The sequence below is a fragment of the Faecalibacterium sp. Marseille-Q4164 genome (assembly GCF_017377545.1).
Lineage (GTDB): Bacteria > Bacillota > Clostridia > Oscillospirales > Ruminococcaceae > Faecalibacterium > Faecalibacterium duncaniae.
Window position 1 is genome coordinate 65,565 of the sequence record NZ_JAFREJ010000006.1, and the last position, 24,856, is coordinate 90,420.

The following is a 24,856-nucleotide window of genomic DNA, read 5'->3' on the forward strand; positions in this document are numbered from 1 at the left end:
GGAGGTGGCACTGCGAAGCAATGATAGAGAGGGTCGTTTATTTTTCTTCACTTCCGGCGTGATACACCTGCAGATACACCCTTTTGCGCTCGGCATCCGTGTTCTCTGCCAGCTGCTGGCAGAAACGCTCATCCTCGAACAGGGCGACCACATTGGGCGCATAGCGGGTGCCGCTCTGGGCCCGCAGCTCTTCCAGCAGCGTGCGGAAGGGCTTGGCAAGGTTGTAGCACCGACCGATATTATCGGTGGCGGCATCCAGCGAGTCTGCCACGCTCAGCGCATCCACGATTCCCTTGATCTCCGGCGGGCAGGAGGGTACATCATTGGGATAGCCGCCTTTGCCGTTGTAATAGCAGTGGTGATAGAGCGCCGCCAGGGCCAGCGTTCTTCCGCAGCCCATTCTATTCAGAATGTCAGCGCCGGTCCTTGGGTGGCTCTGGATGCAGAAAAATTCCTCATCCAGCAGGCGGCGGGCGTTGTTGTCGATGTACATCAGAACGGCACACTTGCCAAGGTCGTGGTACAGGCCGCACTCATAGGCCGTCTGGCAGAGCTCTTCCCGCCGGGCCTGCACCTCGGCCGCGCTCCTGCAGCCCAGCAGGCCCACCAGTGTTTCGGGCCGTGTCTCGATCTGCCGCTGCAGCAGGGCACGGGTCAGCTCTGCCACCATCAGCGAGTGGACATAGGTCGGCTTGTGCCCGGCCAGGATACTGCCCAGCATCCGGCGGTTCGCCGTTTCATCTGAGCTGGTGTTGATCTTGCTCAACTCCCAAGCAGCAGAGTTTACCACACGGGGATACTGGCTGGCCGGCATCTGTTCCAGATACTGATCCGCAGAACGGCGTACCTGCTCCACGGTTGCACGATATCTCTGTGCTCCCGCCTCGTCCAGACGTTCTGCATAGACCGAAAGATAGGCCGCCAGAACCAGCTTCCGGTTGATGGCCTCGGCAGAATAATCATCCTGCGCCACGCTTCCCGCCGATTCCAGAAGGATCTTGACCACGTCTTCCAGGCTGCCCACCCCGGCATGGTAGCGGGCAGCAGCGTAAAAATAGGGCACCCGCCAGTTCTGCAGGCGCGCATCCTGACCCTTGTACTTCTTCTTGTGCCCCCAGATGTATTCCGCCGATTCCAGCACCTGCCGCGCCACCTCGGGATCCTCCTCCTGCCGCAGATGGGTCAGCAGGGTCATGCGGTCCATGTGCATGGAATAGATGTAGCTTTCCCAGGGGAACTCCGGGTCCAGCGCATGGTAATGCGCAGACTGGATGATGTCCATTGCGCGGCGGAACCGCTCCAGATACCGGCAGCTTTCCGCATGGGTGCCGCGGGACATCCCCAGCCGGGTGTTGCCCACACAGCGGATGAGATACTGCCGGGTATTCCTGTCCAGCTGTTCATACCGTGACATGTATTCAGCAGCTTCCGTAAAATAGACCTGGATCGCATCTCCCAACAGGTTGATGCCAGTTCCCTCATCCCGGACGTTCATATAATGCAGGGTGATGCCTGTGTAGTACAGCTCCCTGACGATCATGGGCACGTCTTCCCGGCTGCGGGCCGCTGCCAGCAGCAGCTGATGCACCTTGAACGCCACGCCCATATCCTCGCTGTTCGCATAGTTGAACAGCCTGCCTGCAAAGGCACTCAGTCCCTGGATATCCGTTTCGGTCAGGGAGGCAGGGTCACGGTCGTAGACAAGCTGCGCCAGCAGTGCCTCATTCTGCCGCATCAGGGCGTTGCATCTCAGCGCGTTGGTCTGGATCTCTTCCAGCACGGCAGTGGGAGCTTTGCCCTCCGGAAAGCTGGGCCGGGAGATCGAGCGCACAACGCGCAGATCCCGAATATACTGTTCAAAAGCCTCTGCCTGTGTGCACTCCATCTCATCAGCCCCTTTTGTCGAAGTCCGTCGTTCGATTTGAAAACTATAATTCAGTATACGGTATTTTTCGGCAGAAATCAACTGATTTTCGCAGATTTTTTATCCCCCCCCCCCCGAATATTTTTACGCATTCATACGTCATTTTTGCATAAAATACACTTTTACCGGGGGATCGGGTGCGTCCGGTTTATGAAATTGCTTCCGGCAGCTGCATCCATTTGCCCTTCCAGGCGTAGAGCACCATCAGCACTGCACCCACAGCCCAGGACACCGGGTAGACCAGCAGCACACCCTCAATGCCTGCAAACAGGGGCAGGGCAAACTGGATCCAGACAATACGGAACAGGCACAGGGAGATCAGCAGCACCACCATGGGCGGCACGCTCTTGCCGGTGCCGCGCACCGTACCGGCAAGGCCCTGCAGGATGCCCAGCATCCAGTAGAAGGGGCAGAAATAGAGCATACAGATCTTGCCGTAGGCAATGACCGTTTCATCGCCGGTGAACAGGTGCATGATGGGGTCCTGGAAGATGAGCAGCAGGATGCCGGTCAGGATGGTGTAAACGATGCACATGCCCAGGGTGACAAAGGTGCCCTTTTTGACACGGTCGATTTTGCCCGCACCAAAGTTCTGGCCCACAAAGGTGGTGGCCGCCATGCCGAAGCTCAGCACAGGCAGAATGTTGAAGCCATCCACCTTCATATAGGCGGCAAAGCCTGCCATGGCAGCGGCACCATAGCCGTTGACGCTGACCTGCACCAGCACATTGGAAAGGGAGATGACCATGTTCTGGATACCGGTGGGCAGGCCCACCTTGATGATGCGGACCGCCATCTTTTTGTGCACGCGCACTTCCTTTGCCGTCACGCGGTAATCGTCCTCCACCCGCATCAGAAACCGCAGGGAGAGCACACAGGACACCAGCTGGCTGATATCGGTGGCAATGGCCGCACCGGCCACGCCCATCTTGCATCCGGCGATCAGGACAAGGTCGAGGACGATGTTGGTGATGGAGGCAACGCCCAGGTAGAGCAGGCTCCGCTTGGAGTTGCCGGCGGCGTTCAGGATACCGGCCGCCATGTTATACACCACGCTGAACAGCACGCCGCCAAAATAGAGCCGCATATAGAGCACCGCATCCTCCAGCACCTCTGCGGGGGTGTTCATGGCGGTGAGCAGGGCCCGGCTGACGGCAATGCCGCACACGGTCAGGATCGCACCCAGAATGGCCGAAAGGGCCAGCGAGGTGTGCACCGCAGTGTGCGCGCCCTCCCTGTCCTTGGCTCCCAGAAACTGGGACACCACGACACCGGCACCCACGGCAATGCCCTGGCTGAACCCGATGAGCAGGAAGATGGGCGAGCCGCTGGAGCCGACCGCTGCCAGCGCGTTGCTGCCCACAAAGTTGCCCACGATGATGGAATCGGCGGTGTTGTACAGCTGCTGCAGCATGTTGCCCAGGATCAGCGGCACCGAGAAGAGCAGGATGCTCTTCCAGATGCTGCCCTCTGTCATCAGCCGTGATTTTTTCTTTTCTTCTAAAATCGTCTGTGCCATAATGTTTCCTTTTTCACGCAAAGCTTCAGCTCATATATCAATCGTCATACAAATAAACGATACCTTGTTTCTGCCAAAAAGTCAAGCAAAAGCGTAAAAAGGGGCGTTTTTACCGGTTCCACCCTATTTCCACCCTCTTGCCGCTGGGTCCAGCATCTCGGCAGCGGAGTAGACCAGAGCGTTGCAGACTGCAGCGGCCACGGTGCTTCCGCCCTTGCGGCCCATGGCCGCGATGGCAGGCACGCCGTGGGCTGCACAGGCGGCAAACAGCGTCTCCTTGCTTTCCACCACATTCACAAAGCCCACCGGCACGGCGATGACCAGGGCAGGCCGCAGCCCGGCCTCGACCTCTTCCGCAATGGTCAGCAGGGCGGTGGGGGCATTGCCCACCGCAAGAATGGCCCCGGGGTGCTCCTGCGCCGCGCGGTGCATGGAGGCCACTGCCCGGGTGGTTCCGGTCTCGGCTGCGACCCGCGCCACCTCGGGGTCCGCCATATAGCAGAGGGCACTGCCGCCCAGCCGGGCAAGGGCAGGCTTGGAAATGCCCGAAAGCGCCATGTTGGTGTCGGTGATGATGGGAGTTCCGGCCCGCAGGGCGGCCACACCTGCCGCCACAGCCCCCGGCGTGAAGCGCAGATTTTTCGCATAGTCAAAGTCGGCGGTGGTGTGGATGACCCGCTTGACCACAGCGGCAGTCTCGGGCGGCGGGGTCAGGCCCAACGCTTCCAGCTCTGCCGTGATGATGGAAAGGCTTGTCCGCTCAATGTCGGCGGGCAGATGATGTTGTGGGATCATTGTGCATTCCTCCGCGGGTTCTCCAACCCCATGGCCGCGTAAACGGCATCCAGATCCAGCGCGCCGCGCACGCCATCGGCCAGCAGGTCAAATTGCTGCTGGCGGTACTGCTCCATCGGGATGAGGGCGGCACTGTCCGGCGCAATGCCCTTGCGCTGGCAGAGCAGGGCCACCAGCTTCTCGGTAAGCTCCCCGGTATCAAACAGGCCGTGCAGGTAGGTGCCGAACACATTGTCCTGCACGCAGCCCTCGGGTGTGCCGTCTGCCAGTGTGCAGAAGGGCACACCCTGCACCTCGGTGCGGCCGGTGTGGATCTGGTATCCGGTCAGGGCCGCACCCGCAAAGGGGGCGGCGGTCACGGCGGCAGTGTCCTGGGTGCGGTGCTTCTGGCCGGTAAAGACCGTGTGGGTGGGCAGCAGCCCCAGCCCCCGCACGGTCTGCGCCGTACCACTCTCCGTGCCCTCAGGGTCGGCCAGCGTCTCGCCCAGCATCTGATACCCGCCGCAGACCCCCAGCACCGGCGTGCCGCTGGCCGCCAGCTTCAACAGGGCTGCTTCCAGCCCGGACTGCCGCAGCCAGAGCAGGTCATCCACAGTGTTCTTGGTGCCGGGCAGAATGACGAGATCCGGTGTGCCCAGCTGGCGGGTATTCTGCACATACCGCACGCCCAGCAGCGGGTGCTGCTCCAGCGGCATGAAATCGGTAAAGTTGGAGATGTGCGGCAGGCGGAGGATGGCCGCATCCAGCGGGTGGACCGCTTTGCCCGCATCCAGCCGGGTGGAAAGAGAATCCTCATCCTCAATGTCCACCTTCAGGTAGGGCACGACCCCCAGCACCGGCAGCTGCGTTTTTTCTTCCAGCATAGCAAGGCCGGGGCGCAGGATCTCCACATCGCCGCGGAATTTATTGATGAGCAGCCCCTTGATGCGGGCGCGCTCCTCTGGCTCCAGCAGCGCCACCGTGCCGTACAGCTGGGCGAACACACCGCCCCGGTCGATGTCTCCCGCCAGCAGAACGGGGGCATCCACCAGCCGGGCAAGGCCCATGTTGACGATATCGTCTGCCTTCAGGTTGATCTCCGCCGGGCTTCCGGCCCCCTCGATGACGATGATATCCACGGCTTCGGCCAGACTGTTGTAGGCTGAGAGGATCTCCGGGATGAGCGCTCTTTTCATTTTGAAGTAGGCGGCGGCGGGCATCTGGCCCCGCACCTCGCCGTTCACGATGACCTGACTGCCCACGTCACTGCTGGGCTTGAGCAGGATGGGGTTCATCCGCACATCCGGCTCGATGCCTGCGGCCTGCGCCTGCACCACCTGTGCCCGGCCCATTTCCAGCCCATCCCGGGTGACAAAGCTGTTCAGCGCCATGTTCTGGCTCTTGAAGGGAGCCACGCGGTAACCGTCCTGCGCAAAAATGCGGCAGAGGGCGGCGCACAGCAGGCTTTTGCCTGCACCGCTCATGGTTCCCTGCACCATGATGCACTTTGCCTTGCTCATTCCAGCACCTCCGCAAGAAGTTTCAAAAGCTGTTCGTTTTCAGATCCGGTGCGCACGGCGGTGCGGTACCAGCCGGGGCCCAGCCCGGGGTAGTTCGCACAGCTGCGCAGCACAGCACCCCTTTGCCGCAGGGCTTCTCCCAGCGTCTCCGGGGCCTGAAACAGCAGGTAATTTGCCCTGCCGTCCAGCACCCGCAGGCCCAGCGCCCGCAGCCCGGTCGTCAGGCGGGGCCGCTGTTCGGCAATGAGGGCCCGGACCTTTTCCACATACGCCGTCTCCTCCAGCGCGGCAAGCCCCGCCGTCTGCGCCAGACTGGACACGCCCCAGGGCTGGCCGCAGGCCTGCATCTGTTCCAGCAGCGCTGTGTCGGCACTCAGGGCATAGCCCAGCCGCACGCCCGCCATGCCGTAAAGCTTGGTGAAGGCTTTCAGGATGACCAGATCTCCCTCCCCCAGCAGGCCTTTTGCCGTGTGCAGGGCATGGTCGGGCAAGAAATCGAGGAAGCATTCGTCCACCACCAGCAGAGTGCCGCACGCCGCGCAGCGGCGGAGGATCTGCTCCACCAGCGGCAGGGCCGTCAGCTGGCCGGTGGGGTTGTTGGGCTGGCAGAGGAATACCATGTCCACCCCCGGACGGATGGCCGCACAGAACGCATCCGTGACTGCAAAGTCCTCCTGCTCCCGCAAAAAGAAGCGTTCCACCGTGCAGCCGATGCTTTTCAAGGCAGTGGCATACTCCGCAAAGGTGGGTGCGGTGACCAGCGCCCGGCGGGGCTTTTTTGCCCAGACCAGCCGGAAGATGAGGTCTGCCGCCCCATTGCCGCAGAGGATCTGCTCCGCCGGCACGCCCTCATGGAGCGCCAGCTTTGCCCGCAGCTCCCGGCACAGAGGGTCGGGGTAGCGGTCGGCCGTGGGCAATGCCGCCGTGATGGCCCGGGCCACCCCTTCCGGCAGGCCCAGCGGGCTGACGTTGGCCGAAAAATCCAGCGGGTCCCGCCCGAACTCGGCCCGGTAACCGGCCCAATCGCCGCCATGTACTAGTTGCATGTTCGTTCTCCTTTTCCTGGATGGTTCTGGATCCCAGCTCTTGGCTCCCCCTTTGGGGGAGCTGTCATGCAAGGCATGACTGAGAGGGTGAGGTGGTTACAAAAAAGCCCGTATTGCCACGCCCCACGCCAGTGCAAAAGCGCTTGCCACGTACATCATCTGGTTGGCACGCAGGATATCCTCCGGTTCAATGGGGCGCAGCGGATCACCGATGGTGGGCTTGGCGTAGTATTCGCCAAAGTAATAGGCGGGCCCGGCCAGCTGCACCCCCAGCGCACCGGCGCAGGCGCTCTCGGTCTGGGCGCTGTTGGGGCTGGCGTGGTTGCGGCGGTCCCGCCGCCAGATCTTCCACGCCCCTTTTGCGTCATTGCGGGTAAAGGCCGCGGCAGCCACCCACAGCAGGGCGGCAAGGCGGCTGGGAAGGTAATTTGCCGCATCGTCCAGCTTGGCAGGGATGCGGCCAAAGTAGAGGTATTTTTCGTTTTTGTAGCCCAGCATACTGTCCATCGTGTTGATGGCCTTGTAGGTCAGGGCCAGCGGTGCCCCGCCGATGAGCATATAGAGCAGGGGCGCGATCACGCCGTCGCTGGCGTTTTCGGCCACCGTCTCCACAGCGGCTCTGGTCACCCCCTCCAGCGTCAGATCCTGGGTGTCCCGCCCCACGATGCGGCTGACCGCCCTGCGGGCGGCAGGCAGGTCGGGCTTGACCAGTTCCCGGTAAACATTGGTGCTCTCCTGCGCCAGCCCCTTTGCGGCCAGTGCCTGCCCGCACCAGAACATCTGGACGGCCAGCCCCAGCCACGGGCTGATACGGGCAGCCCCCAGGCAGACAAGGCTCGTCAGCAGAAAGGTGCCCACCGGCAGGCAGAAGGCCACAATGGCACCGCCCAGCAGTTCCCCCTGAGGCGTTTTGGGCAGGCGGGCCCGCAGGCGCTTTTCCAGCGCCGAGATGGCCTTGCCCATGTACACCACCGGGTGGGGCAGCCAGGCCGGGTCGCCCAAGAGGCAGTCCAGCACAAAACCGCCGAGTACTGCGTATTCGATCATCGGGCATCCTCCTTTGTGTACTGCACAGTCTTCAGCAGGTGCAGCGCCCGCTGCTCCGCCCAATCTCCTGCATCCAGAACGTAGCCGCCCGCGTTGGGGGCGCACCAGTGGTAATAATCCGCATGGGGCAGGGCGTAGCGCTCCATGGCAGCCATCTGGGTGCCGCCGTGGGCCAGAATGACCAGTGTCTCTTCCCCATCGGCAAGGGCCCTGTCCACCAGTGCGGCAAAAGCCCTGCACACCCGCTCCGAAAAAACAGCCTTGGTCTCGCCGTCCGGGCAGGGGCTTTCGCAGTTGGCGTTCACCCAGGCCAGATAATCCGGGTCGTGCTCCATCTCAATGAAATTGCGGCCCTCAAAGCTGCCGAAGCACATCTCCTGCAGGTCTTTCACCTCCACGAGCCTTGCACCCGGGAAGAGCACCTCCGCGGTCTGCCGGGTGCGGCAGAGCGGGGTGATATAGACCGTTTCCGGCCGGAGATCCGCCTGCCGCAGCTGGGCGCGGCCCGCGGGGCACAGGGGGATATCCCGCTGGCCCTGATAGCGCTTTTCGGCGTTGTAGGCCGTCAGGCCATGGCGCAGAAGATAGATCAGCATGGGGGCAGTTCTCCTTTCAATACTGTGGGGATGCCGCAGAACATCTGCACCACGCACCCGGCCCGGGCCGCCAGCAGGCAGGCCAGCCGCCCGGCGGCTTCCCGGGCGGCCCGCTCCCCTGCGTCCATGGGCACCACGCCGCCGCCCACCTCGGTGGCCATCACGATATCATAAGCGGAGAGCTCCTCCGCAAGCTTTTCCAGATCCTCAGCCTCTGCGGCCAGGGCCTGCACCTCCGCAATGCGGGTGCCGGGCAGGCGCTGGGCAAAGGTGCGCTTGCCGCTGTACAGCGGCCCGGTGATAAAGATCATAACAGTCCTCCCCACTGGCAGGCACACAGCGCCGCCAGCATCCACAGCTCGGCTTTCTGCAAAAACCACCCGGCCAGATCGCCGGTGATGCCGCCAAACTGCTTGTCCGAAACAACATGATAGCGTGCAAACACAAGAAACGCCGCCAGCACCAGCGCCCAGCCGCCCAGTGCCAGCAGGGCGGCGCTGAGCAGAGCGGCCAGCACCATCAGCACCCGGCGGACAGTAGTTCGATCCGCCGCCGTGGCAAAGGTGTGGGCAAGGCCGGTGTTCTTTGCCATCGGGAACGATGCCACGGCCAGGCCCGAAAGGGCCCGTTCCAGCACAAGGGCCAGTGTCCAGCACAGGCCCACCCGGGGCGTAAAGTCCACGCAGGCGCAAAGGGCAAGGTAGGCCGCAAAATAACTGCACAGCCGGATCACCGCAAAGGCACCGCAGTGGGGGTCTTTGAGGATCTCCAGCTTCTTTTCCCGGTCGCCATAGCTGGAAAGTGCATCGCAGGTGTCGGCATAGCCATCCAGGTGGATGCCGCCCGTGACCCAGACCGGGATCAGGCAGAACCCCGCCGCTTTTGCGGGCATCGGCAGGGGCAGAGCGCCGCACAGGCACCACAGCCCGCCAATGACCACCCCGATGAGCGGGAAGGCACACATGGCATACCGCATGTTTTTCTGGTTCCACGCGAACTGCGGCACCGGCAGGGCCGAAAACATGGCAAAGGCCACTGCAATGGTCTGCAATCCAATCATTTTTCCACTCCTTTATAATAGACCGGGATGCCGCACACCACCCGCACCACATGGTCAGCCCGGGCGGCAAGGGCATTGTTCACCTGCGCCAGCGCTTTCAGGTAGCGCCCGGTGTCGCCTGCATAGTCGGCACCGCCGCTGAACACCTCGTTGGAGACCACGATGAGGTGCGCGCATTGTCCGGCCAATTGGTCCAGTCCTTCCAAAATAGCCGAAGCGGCATTTTCTCCCGCCCCGGCGGGGTCGTAGAGCTCGTTGGCGGTCAGGTTGCCCAGATCCTCCAACAGCACAGTTCCCCGGGCAGGCAGACGGATGTTCTCCAGATGCAGGGGGCACTCCACGGTCTCAAACTGCTTTGCCGCCCGCATCTTCCGGTGCTTTTCCACCCGGGCGGCACATTCCGCATCCCACACCTGCATGGTGGCGATGTAATAGCGCGGAAGCGCGGTTTTCATCACCAGGCTCTCGGCATACCCGCTCTTGCCGCTGGCGGCACCGCCCAATACCAGCGTCAGCATTGGGGGGTGTACGGCGTGATGCCGCCCTCCGTGAAGGAATAGCAATCGCGGTAAACGGCCAGCGCCATATCCCACAGCGGGATGCTTGCCACCGCTCCGGTGCCCTCGCCGAGATGGAGCCCGGCGGTGAGCAGAGGCACTTTGCCCAGCGCTTCCAGCACCAGCCTTGCTGCCGGTTCGGTGGAGCAGTGGCTGGCAAACACGGCCTTTTCCGCGGCGGGGCAGAGCCGCACAGCGCACAGCGCCGCCACCCCGCTGATGAAGCCATCCATCAGCACGGGCAGGCCTTCCAGCGCACCGCCCAAAAAAACACCGCACAGCCCGGCGATGTCAAACCCGCCCAGCTTGGAGAGCACATCCAGAGGGTCAGCGGCATCGGGCTGATTCCGCGCAATGCCCCGCCGGATGGCATCCAGCTTGCGGGCAAGCCCCGCGTCGGAAAGGCCCGCACCACGGCCTGTCATCCGCTCCACGGGCTGACCCAGCAGAACCGCAGCCACGGCGCTGGAGGTGGTGGTGTTGCCAATGCCCATCTCCCCCGTGGCCAGCAGCTGCACCCCCGCCGCCTTCTGCGCCCGGACAAGCCCGATGCCCGCCGCAATGGCATCCACCGCCTGCTGACGGGTCATGGCAGGGCCGGTGGTGAAATCCGCCGTCCCGGCGGCAATGCGGCAGTTCTGCACCCCGGGCACCGGCTCCCCGGCCATGCCAAGGTCCACAGGCACCACTTCGCAGCGGGCCGTTTTTGCCATCTGGCAGACACTGGTGCGCCGGGCGGCAAGGTTCTCGGCCACGGCCCGGGTCACGCTCTGGTCCGTCTGGCTCACGCCCTGCGCCACCACGCCGTTGTCGGCGCAGAGCACCAGCACGGCCCGGCGGGAAAACGCCAGCTCTGCCGTACCGGTCAGGGCGGCGGCATCCTCCAGCATGGTCTCCAGCCTGCCCAGCCCGCCCAGCGGCTTGGCCAGGCTGGCCCAGTGAGCATGGGCGGCGGTGCGTGCGATCTCGTCCGGCCGGGTGATCTTGGAAAGAAGCTGTTTCAGTTCAAGCTCTGTCATTGGTCCTGTTCCTCTTGATGATAGTGTGCTGCGGCATCCACGAACCGCCGGGGCAGGGCCGTGCCCGCCCAATACAAATGCGGGAAGCCCGCATAGAAATGCTCGTTTGCAAAGCCGCAGTCCCATTGTTTCCCGTTGGGCTTTGCGGCGGTAAAGCCGGTGCCGTTGTCTGTGGAATCCCAGTGGTGGAACTCGTGCACGGGCAGACGCTCCCCGGCGCGGAACAGCATACTGTCGGCGTGGGCAGTCAATGCCGCGTATCCAAACCGTACCAGCCGCCCCACCCGGAAGCCCTGCCCCGGCAGGACACCTGCCATGGGCCAGCGTTCCCCGTTGGCATCCTCCAGGCTCTGGCCCAGATAGAGAAAGCCCCCGCACTCGGCCACCGTGGGCAGACCGCGCTCCACAGCCCGGCGCACAGAGGCCAGCATGGAGCGGTTCGCGCTCAACTGCCCGGCATACAGCTCCGGGTAGCCGCCGGGCAGATAGAGCCCGCCGATCTGCTCCGGCAGGGCGGGGTCCTGCAGGGGGCTGAACCAGCAGAGCTCCGCCCCCGCCCGCTCCAGTGCTTCCAGCGTTTCGGCGTAGGTGAAGCAAAACGCCGCATCCCTTGCAACGGCAATGGGAACGCGGGGGCGCTGTTCCTCTGCTCCCTGGGGCGGCAACTCTCCCGCAGGGGGGAGCCTGTCGGTGTACGCCAAAGGCGCTGCGCCTTCGGTCAGGGCAAAAAGCTTCTCCCAATCCACCACCAGCGCATCGGCCATCCGGCTGATCTTCTGCTGTAAGTCCGCGATCTCCCCGGCAGTTTTCAGGCCTAAGTGGCGGCTCTCAAGGGCAGCATCCGGCAGGTGGGGCAGATAGCCCAGCACCGGCAGGCCGGTCTCCCGTTCCAGCATGGGAGCCAGCAGAGCATACAAATGGGGGGCGCAGTCATTGAGCAGGATGCCCGCCAGATGGCTGGGGGTGCGGAACTGCTTCAGTCCGTTGATCTGGGCCGCCAGCGTCAGGCTGGCCCCTCTGGGCTGGACCACCAGCAGCACCGGCAGGCCCAGCGTATCGGCCAGATGCCAGGCACTGGCGGTATCACTCACGCCGCCCAGTCCATCGTAAAAGCCCATAGCACCCTCGCACACGGCTGCCCCGTGCCCGGCGGCGGCCTGCGCATAGAGCGCGCGCACGGTCTCCGGCGCGGAGAAAAACAGGTCGAGGTTGTGGCTCTCCACCCCCAGCACGGCCCGGTGAAACATGGGGTCGATATAGTCCGGCCCGCTCTTGAAGGAGCAGGGGTCCTGCCCCCGCCGCTTGAGCGCCGCCAGTAGGGCGCAGGTCAGTGTGGTTTTGCCGCTGCCGGAACAGGGCGCGGCCACAAGAAATTGGATCATTTACGTTCTCCTGTGATAAGGAAGATGGGGTTATTGGCCATCAGCAGGTGGAGCCTGCCCGCAGGCCGGGTGCGGCTGACCGAGATCTGCGTCACCTCCGCAGCAAGGCCGTGGGCAGTCAGTGCGGCCACGGCGGCGCTCAGCGTTTCCAGCGCAATGGCAGAGATGCAGATGCGGGCGTTCGGATTCCGGGCAAGCACCGTGTCCACCACAGCCTCCATGCCCCCCTTGGTCCCGCCGATGAACACGGCATCCGGAGCGGGCAGGTCAGCCAGCGCAGCGGGGGCGCGGCCCTCCACCAGTGTCAGGTTGCAGGCGTGGAACGTTTCCCGGTTCTGCCGGATGAGCCCGCAGGCCTCCGGATCACACTCCACGGCATACACATGCCCCCGGGGTGCGGCCAGCGCCAGCTCCACGCTCACGCTGCCGGTGCCCGCCCCCACATCCCACAAGGTATCGCCGGGCTGCACGGCCAGCTTGGCCAGCGCCGCCGCCCGCACCTCCTGCTTGGTCATGGGCACCTCTCCCCTGTGGAAGGCTTCATCCGGGAAGCCGGGCACCCGCCGGGGCGGCTGAGGAACGTGTTCCACAAGCAGAACGCTCAGGCTTGCAAACTGCTTTTGCGCAAATTCCTGCGCCGTGCCGAACAGGATCTTTTCCTCTGCCCGGCCCAGCTCTTCGCCCACCAGCACATGGGCATCGCCCAGCCCGGCAGCAGCCAATCGGCCGCAGAGGGAGGCAGGCGTTTCTGCCCCGCCGGTCAGGAAAAACACAGGCTTTCCCCCGGCCGTCAGGCATTCGGCCACCGGGTCGCAGGCACAGCCGTGGGCCGAGACCAGCTTCCACTCCTGCCAGGAGCGGCCCACCGCAGCGGCCAGCAGCTGAACGCTGGAAAGCCCCGGCAGCACCCGGCAGGAGATGCCAAAGGCCCGCAGCATCGGCAGCAGCTGGGCCGCACCGGAATAAAACCCGGTGTCGCCGCTGTACACAAGGGCAGCATCCACCTCCGGGTCAGCCGCCAGCGCGGCAAGGACATCCTCAGGCTGATACAGGGCCTTCCGGTGATCCGTGCAGCCCTGCGGCAGCTGTTCCAGCAGGCGCTTTGCCCCCAGGATCAGTCCGGCGTTCTGCAGGGCGGCAAGGCCCTGCGCGGTCAGGCTTTCCGGCGTGCCCGACCCCATCCCGATGAGTGTGATCATTGCAGCATCTCCTTACAATGTGTCAGGATCTGTTCCGCCGTTTCGCCCTGCTCGGCCGGGCGGCGGATGACGATGAGCTGAGCCCCGGTGTCCTGCGCTGCCCGGGCTTTTTCTTCAAAGCCGCCCGCCGCGCCGCCATCTTTGGTAACGAGGAAGCGGATGGCAAACTGCTCCATCAGCGCCCGGTTCAGCGCATAGGAGAACGGCCCCTGCATGGCGATGATGTTCTTATGGGGGATATCTGCCCCCTCGCAGGCGGCAATGCCCTCCCGGGTGGGCAGGACACGGGGAAAAAGCCGTGCCGGTTCCAGCACAGCAAAGGCAGAAAGCTCCTTGGCCCCGGTGGCAAGCAGGACATTTCCCTGCGTCCGGGCCAGAAATCCCGCCGCATGGGCCGCAGAGGCAAACACCATGCTCCCGGCAGGCAGCGGGCTTTCGGGCCGGAGCAGGCGGCGGTACTCCGTGCCCGCTGTTTTGCAGGCTGCCCGGATGTTCCGGGTGGCCTCCACGGCATAGGGATGGGTCGCATCCACACAGAGGTCAGCCCCTTGCAGCAGGGCGGTCATCTCCTCCGGGGTCAGCCGCCCGCAGTGGACGGTGATGCCGGACCTTTCGCCCTGTTCCTCGGCCCCCAGCGGGGTGGCCACGCTGACCAGTACCTCGGCCCCCAGTGCGGCCAGCTGCTTTGAAAACACACGGCCCTCGGTGGTGCCGCTGAATACCACGGCCCTCATGCGCGGTACCCCCGCGGCGTGACCATCCGCCCGCTCAGCTGGCGGGTCTGGGCGTTGCCGACAAACACGGTGGTGAACATATCCACCGGGGTGGTTTCCAGCGCAGCCAGCGTCAGAACGCGGCTTTCCTGCCCCTCCCGGCCAATGTTCCGCACAATGCCGCAGACCGTTCCGGGTGCTTTGCCGTTTGCCAGCAGGATGCGCACCGCCCGCGCCAGATAGTCCGGCCGCCCCTTGGAGGAGGGGTTGTACAGCGCGATGCAGAAATCCCCCATGGCTGCTGCCGCCAGCCGCCGCTCAATGACCTCCCAGGGCGTAAGCCGGTCAGAGAGGGAGAGCACACAGAAATCGTGGGCCAGCGGGGCACCCAGCACCGCACCGCCGCTCAGGGCGGCGGTCAGGCCGGGCACCACCTCCACCGTCACGTCCGGGAAGTGCTCGGCCAGCTCCAGCAGAGGGCTTGCCATGCCGTAGACCCCGGCATCTCCCGAGCAGACCAGCGCCACCGCCCTGCCGCTCCGGGCCGTTTCCAGCGCCCAACGGCAGCGGTCGATCTCCTTGGTCATGCCGGTGGAATAATAGAGCTTGTCCGGGAAGTAGGGGCGCACCAGATCCAGATAGACCGTATAGCCGCACAGCACCTCGGCTTGCGTTAAGGCGCTCTGCGCCTGTGCGGTCAGAAACCGGGGATCCCCGGGCCCAAGCCCGACAACAAAAACAACATTAGGCATCCTGCCACCTCCAATCCGGGGCAAAGGGACGAAGCGCCAGCGCAAAGGTCACGCCGTTGCCCGCCTGTTTGGGAAGAATGATCGTGCCGCCTGCCGCCAGCACCGCCGCCCGCTCGCAGACATTGTCCACACCGGTCACGCTCCGGACAAAGGCCGAAGGTGTGAACTGCCCGGGGGCATTCTGCAGCTGTGCGGCAGAATAGAACTGCACCGGCCAGCCGTGGGCTCTGCAAAATTCCAGCAGACCCGGCTCATGGGCTTTCAGGTCGATGCTGGCTGCCGCCGTGATGCACACTGCTGCAAGGCCGTGGGCCGCACAGAACTGTGCAAAGGCCGCTTCCAGCTGTGCGGCGCTGGTCCCCCGCCTGCACCCGATGCCCAGCACACCGATCTTCGGGATCAGGTGCAGCGCATCGCCCGCCGGGAAAAGGGTCAGGGCAAAGTCGGCGCGCTCTGCCTCCCCCGCCGGGACCACCCCGGCAGGGGCCTGCCCGGCAATGGGGAATTCTGACCGGTACCGCACCGGCCCGCCCGCCAGCAGTCTGCTGCTGACGCGCTTGATGCGCCCCGGCTCCAGCACGGCGCAGTTCTGGTGCCTGGCCCACTCATCCACGGCAAACACACCGTTGGCATCGGTGGCCGTGGTAATGACCGGCACCGCACCGCAGACCGCCGCCAGCGCCCGGACCAGATCGTTGGCCCCGCCCAGATGCCCCGAAAGGATCGGCACCGCAAAATGACCACACTCGTCCAGCACCACCACGGCAGGGTCCACCGCCTTGCTCCGGCAGTGGGGCGCAATGGCCCGCACCGCTATGCCCACAGCCCCCACAAAGATCAGGGCATCCGCATGGGCGAACTGCTCTGCAGCCCAATCGGCAAGGCCGGGCCCGCCATGGCCGCAGCGGTCTACGGTGCCGGGCAGGGCACCGGCCAGCTTTTGGGCCAGCGCCAGCCCTTTTTCCGTAAAGGCGAGATAGGCGCGGGTCACTGGTCTGCCCCCTTGCGGAACTCCGTCGTAAAGGTTGGGTCGTAGAGCTTGCTCCGCTCATACCGGGTGCCCAGAAATTCCCCCACCACGATGAGCGCCGTCTTGGTGATGCCGTTGGCGCGGGTGCTCCCGGCCAGCGTGCCCACGGTGCAGCGCACCACCTTCTGCTCCGGCCAGCTGGCCTTATAGACCACGGCGGCAGGAGTCTCCGGCGTGTAGGCTCCGCCTGCCAGCAGGGCCTGCTGCACCTTGTCGATGAGGCCGATGGAAAGGAAGATCACCATGGTTGCCCCATGGGCGGCAAGGCTGGCCAGCTTCTCCTTTTCCGGCACCGGGGTGCGCCCCTCCATCCGGGTGATGATCACGGTCTGGCTGATGGTGGGCAGGGTGTACTCGGCGTTCAGCGCCGCCGCCGCCCCGCAAAAGCTGGACACGCCGGGGGTATCATCGTAGGGGATGCCATCCGCATCCAGTGCGTCCATCTGCTCCCGGATGGCCCCATACAGGCAGGGGTCGCCGGTGTGGAGCCGCACGGTGGTCCTGCCTGCGGCTTCCACCCGGCGCATCACGTCCAGCACCTGTTCCAGTGTCATCTCGGCGCTGTTGTAAACGGCACTCTCCGGCTTCGCCAGCCCCAGCAGAGCCGGGTTGACCAGACTGCCCGCATAAATGATGCAGTCGGCTTCCTGCAGCAGGGCCGCGCCCCGCCGGGTGATGAGGTCAGGTGCGCCGGGGCCTGCGCCTACAAAATGTACCATCTCAATGCTCCTTCCATTCGTTCAGCAGTTGTGCGGCAGTGTCGGTGGCTCCCAGTGGGCCGTGCTGGTTGGAAAACAGCACCGCCCCCACCCGGAACGCCCCGCAGGCCCGCCGGTCAAGGTGGAGCTGGACTGCCCGCAGCAGGCTTTCCAGCACCGGAGCCCGCAGGCCGGCGCTGTCCAGGAGTTCCAGGCAGGCATCGGTGGTGGCAGCGTTCATCAGGGCGGCGCAGACTTCCCGGGAAGCGCCGCAGAGTGCCGCATGGGTGCAGAACAGCTCGGTGCGGCAGTCAGCAGTGTGGGAATGGGTGTTCATAATGCCGCCCGCCACCTTGACCAGCTTGCCCACATGGCCCACCAGAAGCACCTCTTCAAAGCGGGCCGCTGCAGCCATATCCAGCGTGTCTCCAATAAAGTTCGAGGTTTTCACCACCGGAACAGCGTGAAACTCCGGGTATCTTTCGTGCAGATAGTCCAGCCCGTAATTGCCGGGGGCCAGGATGAGCCGCCTGGGGCTGCCCGCCCGGAGAGCAGCCTGATTCATTTCCAGCTGGATGGTGTCCAGGATCGCCTGCTGGCTCATAGGCTCCACAATGCCGCTGGTTCCCAGCACCGAAAGCCCGCCCTCGACCCCGATGTGGGGGTTGAAGGTACGCTTTGCCACCTCTTCCCCTCCCTCGATGGAGATGGTCACGGCAAAGCCGCCGGTGTAGCAGGCGCTTTCGGCTTCCCTTTGCAGGGCCTCAGCGATCATCTGCCGGGGCACATGGTTGATGGCAGCTTCCCCCACCGGCTGATCCAGCCCGGCCTTGGTCACCCGGCCCACGCCCTTGCCGCCGGAGATGCGGATCTCGGTGGTATCGGGCAGCAATTCTACGGCGGCGATCACGGGCAGGCCGGTGGTCACATCCACATCATCCCCGCCGTCTTTCTCAATGGCGCATTCGGCACCGGCTCCGGCGGGGCGGCAGTACAGCGGGGCCACCTCCACCACGATGCCCTTCGGCGTGCGCAGGGCAACGCTCTCCGGTGCATGGCCGGTGAGCAGGAGCCGCGCGGCCCCCGCCGCACCCAGCGCCGCGCAGGTGCCGGTGGTGTACCCGCAGCGGAGCAGCTTCTGCCCACTGCGGACGTAATGTTCAAACTTTGGCCCGGCAGGCTTTTCCGGGCCGAACACGGCCTCGTACTGCTCCTTGGTCAGGCTGTACAGCGCCCGGATGTTCTCTGGGGCAAAGGCCTCCTTTGGGGTCAGCACCCCCGAAACGCTGTGCGGGAACACGCAGACCACCGCATCCGCGATCTTCTGCGCCATGTCCAGCTCGTGCAGGCTGACGATCACGGCCAGCCCCCGCTCATGGGCCAGTTTCTGCAGGATGGTCAGCAGCTCGATCTTGCCCTTGACATCCAGAAAAGAGGTCGGCTCGTCCAGCAGCAAAACTCCGGGCTGCTGGCAGATGGCACGGGCCAGCAGAACGCGCTGGCGCTGGCCGTCGCTGATGCAGTTGAAATCCCGGCCCGCCAGAGGGGACGCCCCCACCAGTTCCAGCGCGTCCCGCACGGCCTGCCGGTCGGCATCGGACAGGATGCCCAGCCGCCCGGTATAGGGGATGCGCCCGGCGGCGGCAAACTCAAAGCAGGAAGTCAGCTCGGTGCGGCGGGTGTGGGGCAGCATCAGGGCCAGCTTCCGGGCCCGGGCCGGGCCGGTGTAATCGGTCAGGCTGCGGCCATCCAGCAGGACAGCCCCGCCCAGGGGGGCCAGCTGGCCCGCCAGCGTTTTGAGCAGGGTGGATTTTCCCGCGCCGTTTGGCCCGATGAGGGCCAGGATCTGCCCCGGCACCGCCCCCAGCGTGATGTCGGAAGCAAGGGGCGCGCTGCCATAGCCGATGGCCAGCTCTTTCGTTTCACAGAGGTATTTCATCGCACACCCTCCTGACCCCGGCGCACCAGCAGCCAGATGACCACCGGTGCACCAAACACTGCCGTTACGGCGCTGATCGAAAGCTCGGTGGGGGCAAACATGCTGCGGGCGATGAGGTCGCACAGCAGGCAGAAGGCCGCCCCGCCCAGGCAGCACCCGGGCAGCACCACCAGCGGCCTTGCGCTGCCGAACAGCTGCTTGACCAGATGGGGCACCGCGATGCCCACAAAGGAGATGGGCCCCGCAAAGGCCGTGACACAGGCGGCCAGCAGGCTGGAAAGCAGCACCAGCAGCCGGGAAAAGGCTTTGACATTGATGCCCACGCTCCGGGCGTAGGCCTCCCCCATCTGGTAGGCGGCCATGGGCTTGGAAAGGCAGAATGCTGCCGCCAGAGCGGGCAGCACCACCAGCGCCGCCGCCCGCACATTGCCCCAGGTCATGCCGGAAAAGCTGCCCTGAGACCAGTTGTGGAGGTTGACGATGTTGCTGTCCTGGGCAAAGGCCACCACAAACTCCGTAACGGCCGAACAGATGTAGCCGATCATTACGCCGCAGATAACAAGGATGCTCATCCGCTGCACCCGCCGGGAGACCGCCAGCACAAAGGCCATGGAGGCCATGGCCCCCGCAAAGGCGGCTGTGATCAGGGTAAGGGAGCTGGTGAGCAGGCCATGGTTCAGAAAAGCCACCATGACCAGTGCCACGGCCAGCTTGGCCCCGCTGGAAATGCCCATGACAAAGGGCCCTGCAATGGGGTTGGCAAAAAAGGTCTGCAGCAGGTAGCCCGCCGCCGAGAGCGCCGCCCCCAGCAGCACCACCATCACGGCCCGGGGCAGGCGCAGCTGGGTGATGATACCCACGCTCAAAGCGTCCTGCCCGCGGCCGGTCAGGGCCGCCAGCACTGCCCCCGGTGTCAGGGACACACTGCCCCAGAACAGATTGGCGGCAAACAGCACCGCCAGCAGCAGGGCAAGGATGCCGTAAGAAAGGATCAGGCGCTTTTTGCTGGTCATAGGTTACTCTACTTTCCTCAGAAATTGCAGGTCGGCTGGGTCGTTCTCCGTAAAGACACGGTGCAGGTCGAGCACAAAATCGACCAGCGCCATGCTCTGCTGGAAAAAGCTCTGGGTGGTGCACCAGACACTGCCGCTCTGCACGGCCTTGAACTCGGCCAGCAGGGGGCATTTTGCCACCAGTTCCTCGGTGGTGTGCACCACGCCCTCAATGGTGCTGTTGTAAAGGAGCACATCCGCATCCTTTGCACCGGCGTAAAAATCCTCCAGCGGCAGGTTCATGGTGGAAAGGTTGTTGCCGTTGTCGGTCAGGTCCGCAAAAACATAATCACCGCCCGCCATCTCGATCATCTGGGCCACATAGTCGCCGCCCTTGCGCACATTGGCAAGGTTGTTGGCTGTGATGGAGAAAAAAGCACAGCGCTTGCCGGTGGAAGCCTGCCCGGCCAGCGGTGCAAGGCGCTCCACCTGCCGGGCGAATTCCTGTTCCGCCAGCTCCTCTTTCCCCAGCAGGATGCCCCAGAACTTGAGCCATTCCAGCCGGGCCAGCGGGCCGCTCTCATAGCTGGAGCGCTCCACCAGCACCGGGATGCCAAACCGTTCCAGCTGCTCCTTGACCTCCGGGGTGTGGTAGATCATGGTGTTCTCGATGGCAAGGCCGCAGTTGGCCGCAAGGATCTTTTCATAGTCCGGGGCGCTGTACTTGCCCGCATAGGCAATGCGCCCGGCCTCCATGGCGGCTCTGGCCTCATCCAGATACCAGCCCTCCGCCTGGGTACCGGAAAGAGTCACACTGTCCAGCCCATCCAGCGCGAGGAACAGGTCCATCACCGAGGTGGAGACAAGGTAGATGTTCCGGACGGGCTGACGCAGCACCGTCACGCTCTCGGGCAGGCCTTCCACCGCAGCGGCATCCTCCGGGGTCACAAGGAACTGCTGCCCCGATTCGGTCAGGGTCAGCATGGTATAGCCGCCCTCATAGCAGTCGGCAGTAAACTGTGTGGCGTAATCCAGCGGACAGGCATGGTCAAAGACCAGTTCTTCTGTGCTGGCGGGCGCTGTCTCGGAGGCGGCGCAACCCGACAGGGCCAGTACTGTAGCAGGCAGAACGCGCAGGAATTGTTGTCTCGTCAGTTTCATCAGTTCAGCGCAAAGGTCAGCGTATACTCGATCTCATGGGGGGTGCTCATGGCTACGGTATCGGCAGTGACAGCCAGCGGGGTGCCCAGTGCAGAAACAGGGATCTCAAAGGTGGAGTTGCCCTCGGTGTTGGTGGGCAGATACTTCTCACCATCCACGATCATGTAATCATAATTGGGGCTGCTCCACCGGATGACAGCGGTCATTTTGCCGTCCGCCACGGTCAGGGCGGCAGGGCTTTCCACAGTGGCACGGCCAGAGCCGCCCTCCAGGGTCACATTGACGCTGTATTCACCGTCCGCAGGGGTCTCGGCAGCTTCCTCAGCCTTGGGCTGTGCATTGCGGATGCTCACAGTGTGGTCATACCACTTGCCCTTGGTCCCGAGGAGTGCCAGCTGGAAGTCCTGGTCCACAGCGGCCACGGGAATATCATAGCCGTAGACTTCCTCCGAGGTGCCGTCGGAGTAAGTGACGGTGTCAGTGGTAGGCAGCAGCCAGTCTGCCTTGTTGGCCTCGGCATCGGCGGCCATGCCAACGTACAGGTTGACGATCTTCTTGGAGGACAGACTGACATGGAAGGTCATCTGCCCGCTCTCCACGGTCAGGGTGCCCATGCCATTGCAGGCTTCGTTGGCGTGGAACATGCCGCTGTCGGTGTCGAACTCAGCCGTGTATACGCCGTCCGGCAGGGCGGCTTCGGTGCTTTCGGAAGCGGCGGCAGCGCTCACGGCAGAAGCGGCTTCCGAGCTGGCAGCAGAGGAAGCAGTGGAAGAAGCCCCGCCGCAGCCGGTGAGGACGGCGGCCAGCATCAGAGAAGCAACGGACAGGGAAACAAGCTGTTTGCAGTGCATAAACAAAATACCTCAAAAATTCAGAATTTGAAATGGGAGTGTTTCTCCTCATGCGGGGAAGCTCTCCATAAAAAATGCCCGAAAAGATCTCTCCCTTCGGGCATTGGAATGCGGAATATTAGCCGTTCAGGGAATCAATGGCGGCTTTGGTGTGCTCAATGTAGCGCTGCTGGATGTCCTCGATCTCACCCAGACCGGCGATCTGGCACTCCACGGACGCGAAGTCACCGGAGGCCTGGAACTGGCTCAGCCAGGAATCGTCATCCGCACCGGCCATATCGTTGTTGGCGTGGTCACCGGCAACGACCATCAGGGGGCGCAGGATGACCTTGGTGTAACCGGCGGCCTTGACAGCCTCGATGATGTTCTCGCAGGCGGTCTCCTCGGGTTCACCCTCCACCGTGCCGATGAACACGTTGCTGTAGCCCAGGGTCTGCATGGCGGTCTGCATCTGGCTGTAGCTCACCTTTGCGGTGTGGGAGGTGCCGTGGCCCATAAAGACGAAGGCGACCTTCTCCTCAGCAGCGGCCTCCAGGCTGTCGAAACCGGCATCCTTCACAGCGGCAGCGGTAACGGCCTTGGCAACAGCTTCCTTGTCGGCGTTGATGACCGCAGCATCGGCACCGACCTCGCCCAGCAGGGGCTCGGCAACGGCGACGCTCTCGAACTTGTCCTTGTACTCGTCGATCATCTCCATCATCTCGTCGTACTCTGCACCGTGCATCAGGTGGGTGGGCTGGACGACCAGGTTCTTCACGCCGTTGGCCACAGCGCGGTCCAGAGCCTGCTGCATGTTGTCGATCTTCTCGCCGTCGCGGGCCTGAACATGGTTGATGATGATCTGTGCGGTGAAGGCGCGGCGGACAGACCAATCAGGATAAGCGGCCTGCAGCGCATCCTCGATGCCCTTGATATCCTTCACTCGGCTGTCGTTGAAAGAGGTGCCGAAGGAGACCACCAGCAGCTCATTCTCGCCGATGTCGTCCTGATTGCGGCTGTCGTCCTTGGAAGCATCGCCGGTGTCGCGGCCAAAGTAGTCAGGGTCAGCCTCTTCGCCCTCGACCAGCTCCTTCTGGGCATCGGTCAGGGCATCCCATGCGGCCTTGGCGGCCTCACACTGGGCATCGGTGTCATCGGTGCGCTCCTGCACATAGATGGCATCGATCAGGTCTGCAACGTTCTTTGCGGCCAATTCGTCAGCCTCCTCGCCGGAAACCTCGCTGCTGGCAGCAGATCCTGCCGTGCTGGAAGCAGTGGTGCTGCTTGCGGCACCGCCGCAGCCGGTCAGTACACCGGCGCAGAGGGCCAGAGCGGTCAGAGCGGCCGCTGCTTTGTGGATGGTGCGTTTTCTCATTTTTGTTCGTTCCTTTCCTGTTTTTGAACATGATTTTTGCTGAACAGAAGGTACAGGAAAGAGTGCCCGGCAAAACAAAAGGGGCCTTTCTGCTTGCGGGACGGCAAAGCAAAAAGGCCCTTTTCAGTTTTTTCAGGCTTTTTGGGTACAACCAATTCCTCGTGATCTGGGGCTTGCGCCCCCGTACCAACAGCGGGCAGGTTTCCTGGCTGAAAGCTCAACATCCACCGCCGCCTTCCCGGAACATACGTTCCAGTGACCGGTGCAGCTGCACCCTGGCGGTAAACTCCCTTATCACAGTGACGAGATCGTGCGGGATTTGCACCCGCTTCCCTTTTAACGTGCCTGCCCCCGGCCAGAGCCGCGGGCGGTACGCACCTGCTGTTTTCTATTCAGTTCGCTGTTCAGTATAACATACTCAACGGAGGAATGCAATCACCACTCCGGGGAAACTTCCGGGCTCACAGGCGGTGTTTTTTCCCCGATCAGGGCCACCGCCACATCGTTGACATTGGTGCCCGTTGCCCCGGTGATGATCAGGCCATCCACTGCTTTCAGGGCGTGGTAGGAATCGTTGTTCTGCAAAGCAGCGTATCCGCTCCAGCCCCCGGCCTCCAGCGCGGCAAGGGTATCCCCATCCACATAGCCGCCGGCGGCATCGGTGGGGCCGTCTGTGCCATCGCTGCCCACAGAGAACACCGCCGCGTTCAGCCCGGCAATGGCAGGCGCAGCCGCAAGGGCCAGCTCCTGATTTCTTCCGCCAAGCCCTTTTCCGGTCAGGTGAACGATGGTCTCGCCGCCCGCGATGTAGGCCAGCTTTTTCCCCTGCCCTGCCTGGGTGCGGACAATGGAGCCAAGAAAGCTGCCTGCTTCCCGTGCTTCGCAGCAGAGTTGGTCGGTCAGGAGAACCGGTTCATATCCCAGATTCCGGCAGGCACTGGCCGCGGCACGGCAAAGCTCCCGCACGCTGCCGGTGATCCGGGTGGTCACATTGTCCAGCGTTTTGGGCGTTTCCTGCGCCAGCAGGGCCCGGGCCTGTGCTGAGAGTGCCAGATGATACCTTTCGGCAACGGCAAGCGCCTGGGCGCAGGTGGAGGTATCCGGCACCGCCGGGCCGCTGGCGATCATATCCAGCGGGTCCCCCAGAATGTCGCTCAGCACGATGCTGAACACCTGCGCAGGGGCACAGCGCTGCGCGAACCGCCCGCCCTTCACACCGGAAAGCCGCTTGCGGATGGTATTCATCTCCACAATGTCGGCCCCGCTGGCCAGCAGCTGGCTCGTGATGTCCTGCAGCTCTGCCCCGGGAACGAGCGGCTGCTCGAACAGCGCACTGCCGCCGCCGGAAAGCAGGAACAGCACTGTATCCCCGGCGGTCAGCCCCTGCACCAGCTCCAGCGCCTTTTGGGTGGCCGCAAAACCGTTTGCATCCGGCACCGGGTGGCCCGCCTCATAGCAGGTCACACCTGGGATCTCACCTTTCACATGGCCGTACTTGGTCACGACCACGCCGCCATCCACCCGGCCCAGCGTTTCAACCGCCGCGTGTGCCATCTGCCAGGCCGCCTTGCCCGCCGCCACCAGAAGCACCCGGCCCTTCCCGGGCCGGAGATCCCGCAGCGCGCGGCGCACCGCCTCATCCGGCAGAACAGTGTTCAGGCTGGAACGAAGGATCACATCCGCATCCCGGCGCAGTGCAGCATTCATAGACTCGCCCTCCTTG

At 63.9% G+C, this 24,856-nt stretch carries 23 protein-coding genes and 1 riboswitch; all 23 genes read right to left on the reverse strand.

Annotated features, from left to right (window positions below):
- Positions 1-37: 37 nt before the first annotated feature.
- Positions 38-1,885 (reverse strand): HD-GYP domain-containing protein, encoded by a 1,848-nt coding sequence (locus J3352_RS07980; protein ID WP_156066513.1) that lies wholly within the window; start codon positions 1,883-1,885, stop codon positions 38-40.
- Positions 1,886-2,072: 187 nt separating this feature from the next.
- Positions 2,073-3,443 carry an MATE family efflux transporter gene (locus J3352_RS07985; protein ID WP_156066511.1) on the reverse strand — a complete coding sequence of 457 codons (1,371 nt, stop codon included), beginning with the start codon at positions 3,441-3,443 and terminating at the stop codon, positions 2,073-2,075.
- Between the two features lie 123 nt (positions 3,444-3,566).
- Positions 3,567-4,238 (reverse strand): precorrin-8X methylmutase, encoded by a 672-nt coding sequence (locus J3352_RS07990; RefSeq protein ID WP_097773388.1) that lies wholly within the window; start codon positions 4,236-4,238, stop codon positions 3,567-3,569.
- Positions 4,235-5,737 (reverse strand): cobyric acid synthase, encoded by a 1,503-nt coding sequence (locus tag J3352_RS07995; protein WP_097773387.1) that lies wholly within the window; start codon positions 5,735-5,737, stop codon positions 4,235-4,237. Before J3352_RS07995 ends, J3352_RS07990 begins: the two co-directional genes overlap by 4 nt.
- Positions 5,734-6,783, reverse strand: coding sequence for a histidinol-phosphate transaminase (locus tag J3352_RS08000; protein ID WP_097773386.1), 1,050 nt, complete (start codon positions 6,781-6,783; stop codon positions 5,734-5,736). The genes J3352_RS07995 and J3352_RS08000 overlap by 4 nt, the downstream gene beginning before the upstream one ends.
- 96 nt (positions 6,784-6,879) lie before the next feature.
- A complete protein-coding gene (gene cbiB / locus J3352_RS08005; RefSeq protein ID WP_097773385.1) occupies positions 6,880-7,830 on the reverse strand; it encodes an adenosylcobinamide-phosphate synthase CbiB in 951 nt (316 codons plus the stop codon).
- Positions 7,827-8,426, reverse strand: a complete 600-nt coding sequence (locus J3352_RS08010; RefSeq protein ID WP_097773384.1) for a histidine phosphatase family protein — start codon at positions 8,424-8,426, stop codon at positions 7,827-7,829. Before J3352_RS08010 ends, cbiB begins: the two co-directional genes overlap by 4 nt.
- Positions 8,420-8,737 carry a bifunctional adenosylcobinamide kinase/adenosylcobinamide-phosphate guanylyltransferase gene (locus tag J3352_RS08015; RefSeq protein ID WP_005934987.1) on the reverse strand — a complete coding sequence of 106 codons (318 nt, stop codon included), beginning with the start codon at positions 8,735-8,737 and terminating at the stop codon, positions 8,420-8,422. Before J3352_RS08015 ends, J3352_RS08010 begins: the two co-directional genes overlap by 7 nt.
- Complete coding sequence (locus J3352_RS08020) at positions 8,734-9,486, reverse strand: adenosylcobinamide-GDP ribazoletransferase (protein WP_097773383.1); 753 nt, start codon at positions 9,484-9,486, stop codon at positions 8,734-8,736. Before J3352_RS08020 ends, J3352_RS08015 begins: the two co-directional genes overlap by 4 nt.
- Complete coding sequence (locus J3352_RS08025; protein WP_097773382.1) at positions 9,483-10,004, reverse strand: bifunctional adenosylcobinamide kinase/adenosylcobinamide-phosphate guanylyltransferase; 522 nt, start codon at positions 10,002-10,004, stop codon at positions 9,483-9,485. The genes J3352_RS08020 and J3352_RS08025 overlap by 4 nt, the downstream gene beginning before the upstream one ends.
- Positions 9,998-11,062, reverse strand: coding sequence for a nicotinate-nucleotide--dimethylbenzimidazole phosphoribosyltransferase (cobT, locus tag J3352_RS08030; protein WP_005934993.1), 1,065 nt, complete (start codon positions 11,060-11,062; stop codon positions 9,998-10,000). Before cobT ends, J3352_RS08025 begins: the two co-directional genes overlap by 7 nt.
- Positions 11,059-12,444: a cobyrinate a,c-diamide synthase gene (locus tag J3352_RS08035; protein ID WP_097773381.1), complete on the reverse strand. Its 1,386-nt coding sequence runs from the start codon at positions 12,442-12,444 to the stop codon at positions 11,059-11,061. The genes cobT and J3352_RS08035 overlap by 4 nt, the downstream gene beginning before the upstream one ends.
- Positions 12,441-13,643, reverse strand: a complete 1,203-nt coding sequence (locus J3352_RS08040) for a bifunctional cobalt-precorrin-7 (C(5))-methyltransferase/cobalt-precorrin-6B (C(15))-methyltransferase (protein WP_005934997.1) — start codon at positions 13,641-13,643, stop codon at positions 12,441-12,443. Before J3352_RS08040 ends, J3352_RS08035 begins: the two co-directional genes overlap by 4 nt.
- Positions 13,640-14,377: a precorrin-6A reductase gene (cobK, locus tag J3352_RS08045; protein WP_156059719.1), complete on the reverse strand. Its 738-nt coding sequence runs from the start codon at positions 14,375-14,377 to the stop codon at positions 13,640-13,642. The genes J3352_RS08040 and cobK overlap by 4 nt, the downstream gene beginning before the upstream one ends.
- On the reverse strand, positions 14,374-15,108 hold the full coding sequence (gene cobJ, locus J3352_RS08050; protein ID WP_005935001.1) for a precorrin-3B C(17)-methyltransferase: 735 nt from the start codon (positions 15,106-15,108) through the stop codon (positions 14,374-14,376). Before cobJ ends, cobK begins: the two co-directional genes overlap by 4 nt.
- Positions 15,101-16,099: a cobalt-precorrin 5A hydrolase gene (locus tag J3352_RS08055; RefSeq protein WP_156066507.1), complete on the reverse strand. Its 999-nt coding sequence runs from the start codon at positions 16,097-16,099 to the stop codon at positions 15,101-15,103. The genes cobJ and J3352_RS08055 overlap by 8 nt, the downstream gene beginning before the upstream one ends.
- Complete coding sequence (gene cobM / locus J3352_RS08060; RefSeq protein WP_156066505.1) at positions 16,096-16,857, reverse strand: precorrin-4 C(11)-methyltransferase; 762 nt, start codon at positions 16,855-16,857, stop codon at positions 16,096-16,098. The genes J3352_RS08055 and cobM overlap by 4 nt, the downstream gene beginning before the upstream one ends.
- A 1-nt stretch (position 16,858) precedes the next feature.
- Positions 16,859-18,775 carry a cobalt-precorrin-5B (C(1))-methyltransferase CbiD gene (cbiD, locus tag J3352_RS08065; RefSeq protein ID WP_156066503.1) on the reverse strand — a complete coding sequence of 639 codons (1,917 nt, stop codon included), beginning with the start codon at positions 18,773-18,775 and terminating at the stop codon, positions 16,859-16,861.
- Entirely contained in the window at positions 18,772-19,788 is a 1,017-nt protein-coding gene (locus J3352_RS08070) for an iron ABC transporter permease (RefSeq protein WP_097773375.1), read from the reverse strand. The genes cbiD and J3352_RS08070 overlap by 4 nt, the downstream gene beginning before the upstream one ends.
- A 3-nt stretch (positions 19,789-19,791) precedes the next feature.
- Entirely contained in the window at positions 19,792-20,928 is a 1,137-nt protein-coding gene (locus tag J3352_RS08075) for an ABC transporter substrate-binding protein (RefSeq protein ID WP_156066501.1), read from the reverse strand.
- Positions 20,928-21,779, reverse strand: a complete 852-nt coding sequence (locus tag J3352_RS08080; protein WP_156066499.1) for an iron transporter — start codon at positions 21,777-21,779, stop codon at positions 20,928-20,930. The genes J3352_RS08075 and J3352_RS08080 overlap by 1 nt, the downstream gene beginning before the upstream one ends.
- A 118-nt stretch (positions 21,780-21,897) precedes the next feature.
- Complete coding sequence (locus J3352_RS08085; RefSeq protein WP_156066497.1) at positions 21,898-23,133, reverse strand: sirohydrochlorin cobaltochelatase; 1,236 nt, start codon at positions 23,131-23,133, stop codon at positions 21,898-21,900.
- A 177-nt stretch (positions 23,134-23,310) separates the two neighbouring features.
- A riboswitch (cobalamin riboswitch) is annotated at positions 23,311-23,530 on the reverse strand.
- Positions 23,531-23,568: 38 nt separating this feature from the next.
- Positions 23,569-24,840 (reverse strand): glycerate kinase, encoded by a 1,272-nt coding sequence (locus J3352_RS08090; protein ID WP_097773371.1) that lies wholly within the window; start codon positions 24,838-24,840, stop codon positions 23,569-23,571.
- Between the last annotated feature and the right edge of the window lie 16 nt (positions 24,841-24,856).

What these genes read in the sequence shown, in the direction of transcription:
- J3352_RS08080 (WP_156066499.1), bottom strand. Translation starts at nt 21,779, where the DNA reads ATGCACTGCAAACAGCTTGTTTCCCTGTCCGTTGCTTCTCTGATGCTG.
- cbiB (WP_097773385.1), bottom strand. Translation starts at nt 7,830, where the DNA reads ATGATCGAATACGCAGTACTCGGCGGTTTTGTGCTGGACTGCCTCTTG.
- J3352_RS08020 (WP_097773383.1), bottom strand. Translation starts at nt 9,486, where the DNA reads ATGATTGGATTGCAGACCATTGCAGTGGCCTTTGCCATGTTTTCGGCC.
- J3352_RS08070 (WP_097773375.1), bottom strand. Translation starts at nt 19,788, where the DNA reads ATGACCAGCAAAAAGCGCCTGATCCTTTCTTACGGCATCCTTGCCCTG.
- J3352_RS08010 (WP_097773384.1), bottom strand. Translation starts at nt 8,426, where the DNA reads ATGCTGATCTATCTTCTGCGCCATGGCCTGACGGCCTACAACGCCGAA.
- cobM (WP_156066505.1), bottom strand. Translation starts at nt 16,857, where the DNA reads ATGGTACATTTTGTAGGCGCAGGCCCCGGCGCACCTGACCTCATCACC.
- J3352_RS08025 (WP_097773382.1), bottom strand. Translation starts at nt 10,004, where the DNA reads ATGCTGACGCTGGTATTGGGCGGTGCCGCCAGCGGCAAGAGCGGGTAT.
- J3352_RS08085 (WP_156066497.1), bottom strand. Translation starts at nt 23,133, where the DNA reads ATGAGAAAACGCACCATCCACAAAGCAGCGGCCGCTCTGACCGCTCTG.
- cbiD (WP_156066503.1), bottom strand. Translation starts at nt 18,775, where the DNA reads ATGAAATACCTCTGTGAAACGAAAGAGCTGGCCATCGGCTATGGCAGC.
- cobJ (WP_005935001.1), bottom strand. Translation starts at nt 15,108, where the DNA reads ATGCCTAATGTTGTTTTTGTTGTCGGGCTTGGGCCCGGGGATCCCCGG.
- J3352_RS07985 (WP_156066511.1), bottom strand. Translation starts at nt 3,443, where the DNA reads ATGGCACAGACGATTTTAGAAGAAAAGAAAAAATCACGGCTGATGACA.
- J3352_RS08040 (WP_005934997.1), bottom strand. Translation starts at nt 13,643, where the DNA reads ATGATCACACTCATCGGGATGGGGTCGGGCACGCCGGAAAGCCTGACC.
- J3352_RS08090 (WP_097773371.1), bottom strand. Translation starts at nt 24,840, where the DNA reads ATGAATGCTGCACTGCGCCGGGATGCGGATGTGATCCTTCGTTCCAGC.
- J3352_RS07990 (WP_097773388.1), bottom strand. Translation starts at nt 4,238, where the DNA reads ATGATCCCACAACATCATCTGCCCGCCGACATTGAGCGGACAAGCCTT.
- J3352_RS08000 (WP_097773386.1), bottom strand. Translation starts at nt 6,783, where the DNA reads ATGCAACTAGTACATGGCGGCGATTGGGCCGGTTACCGGGCCGAGTTC.
- cobT (WP_005934993.1), bottom strand. Translation starts at nt 11,062, where the DNA reads ATGACAGAGCTTGAACTGAAACAGCTTCTTTCCAAGATCACCCGGCCG.
- J3352_RS07995 (WP_097773387.1), bottom strand. Translation starts at nt 5,737, where the DNA reads ATGAGCAAGGCAAAGTGCATCATGGTGCAGGGAACCATGAGCGGTGCA.
- J3352_RS07980 (WP_156066513.1), bottom strand. Translation starts at nt 1,885, where the DNA reads ATGGAGTGCACACAGGCAGAGGCTTTTGAACAGTATATTCGGGATCTG.
- J3352_RS08015 (WP_005934987.1), bottom strand. Translation starts at nt 8,737, where the DNA reads ATGATCTTTATCACCGGGCCGCTGTACAGCGGCAAGCGCACCTTTGCC.
- J3352_RS08075 (WP_156066501.1), bottom strand. Translation starts at nt 20,928, where the DNA reads ATGAAACTGACGAGACAACAATTCCTGCGCGTTCTGCCTGCTACAGTA.
- cobK (WP_156059719.1), bottom strand. Translation starts at nt 14,377, where the DNA reads ATGAGGGCCGTGGTATTCAGCGGCACCACCGAGGGCCGTGTGTTTTCA.
- J3352_RS08035 (WP_097773381.1), bottom strand. Translation starts at nt 12,444, where the DNA reads ATGATCCAATTTCTTGTGGCCGCGCCCTGTTCCGGCAGCGGCAAAACC.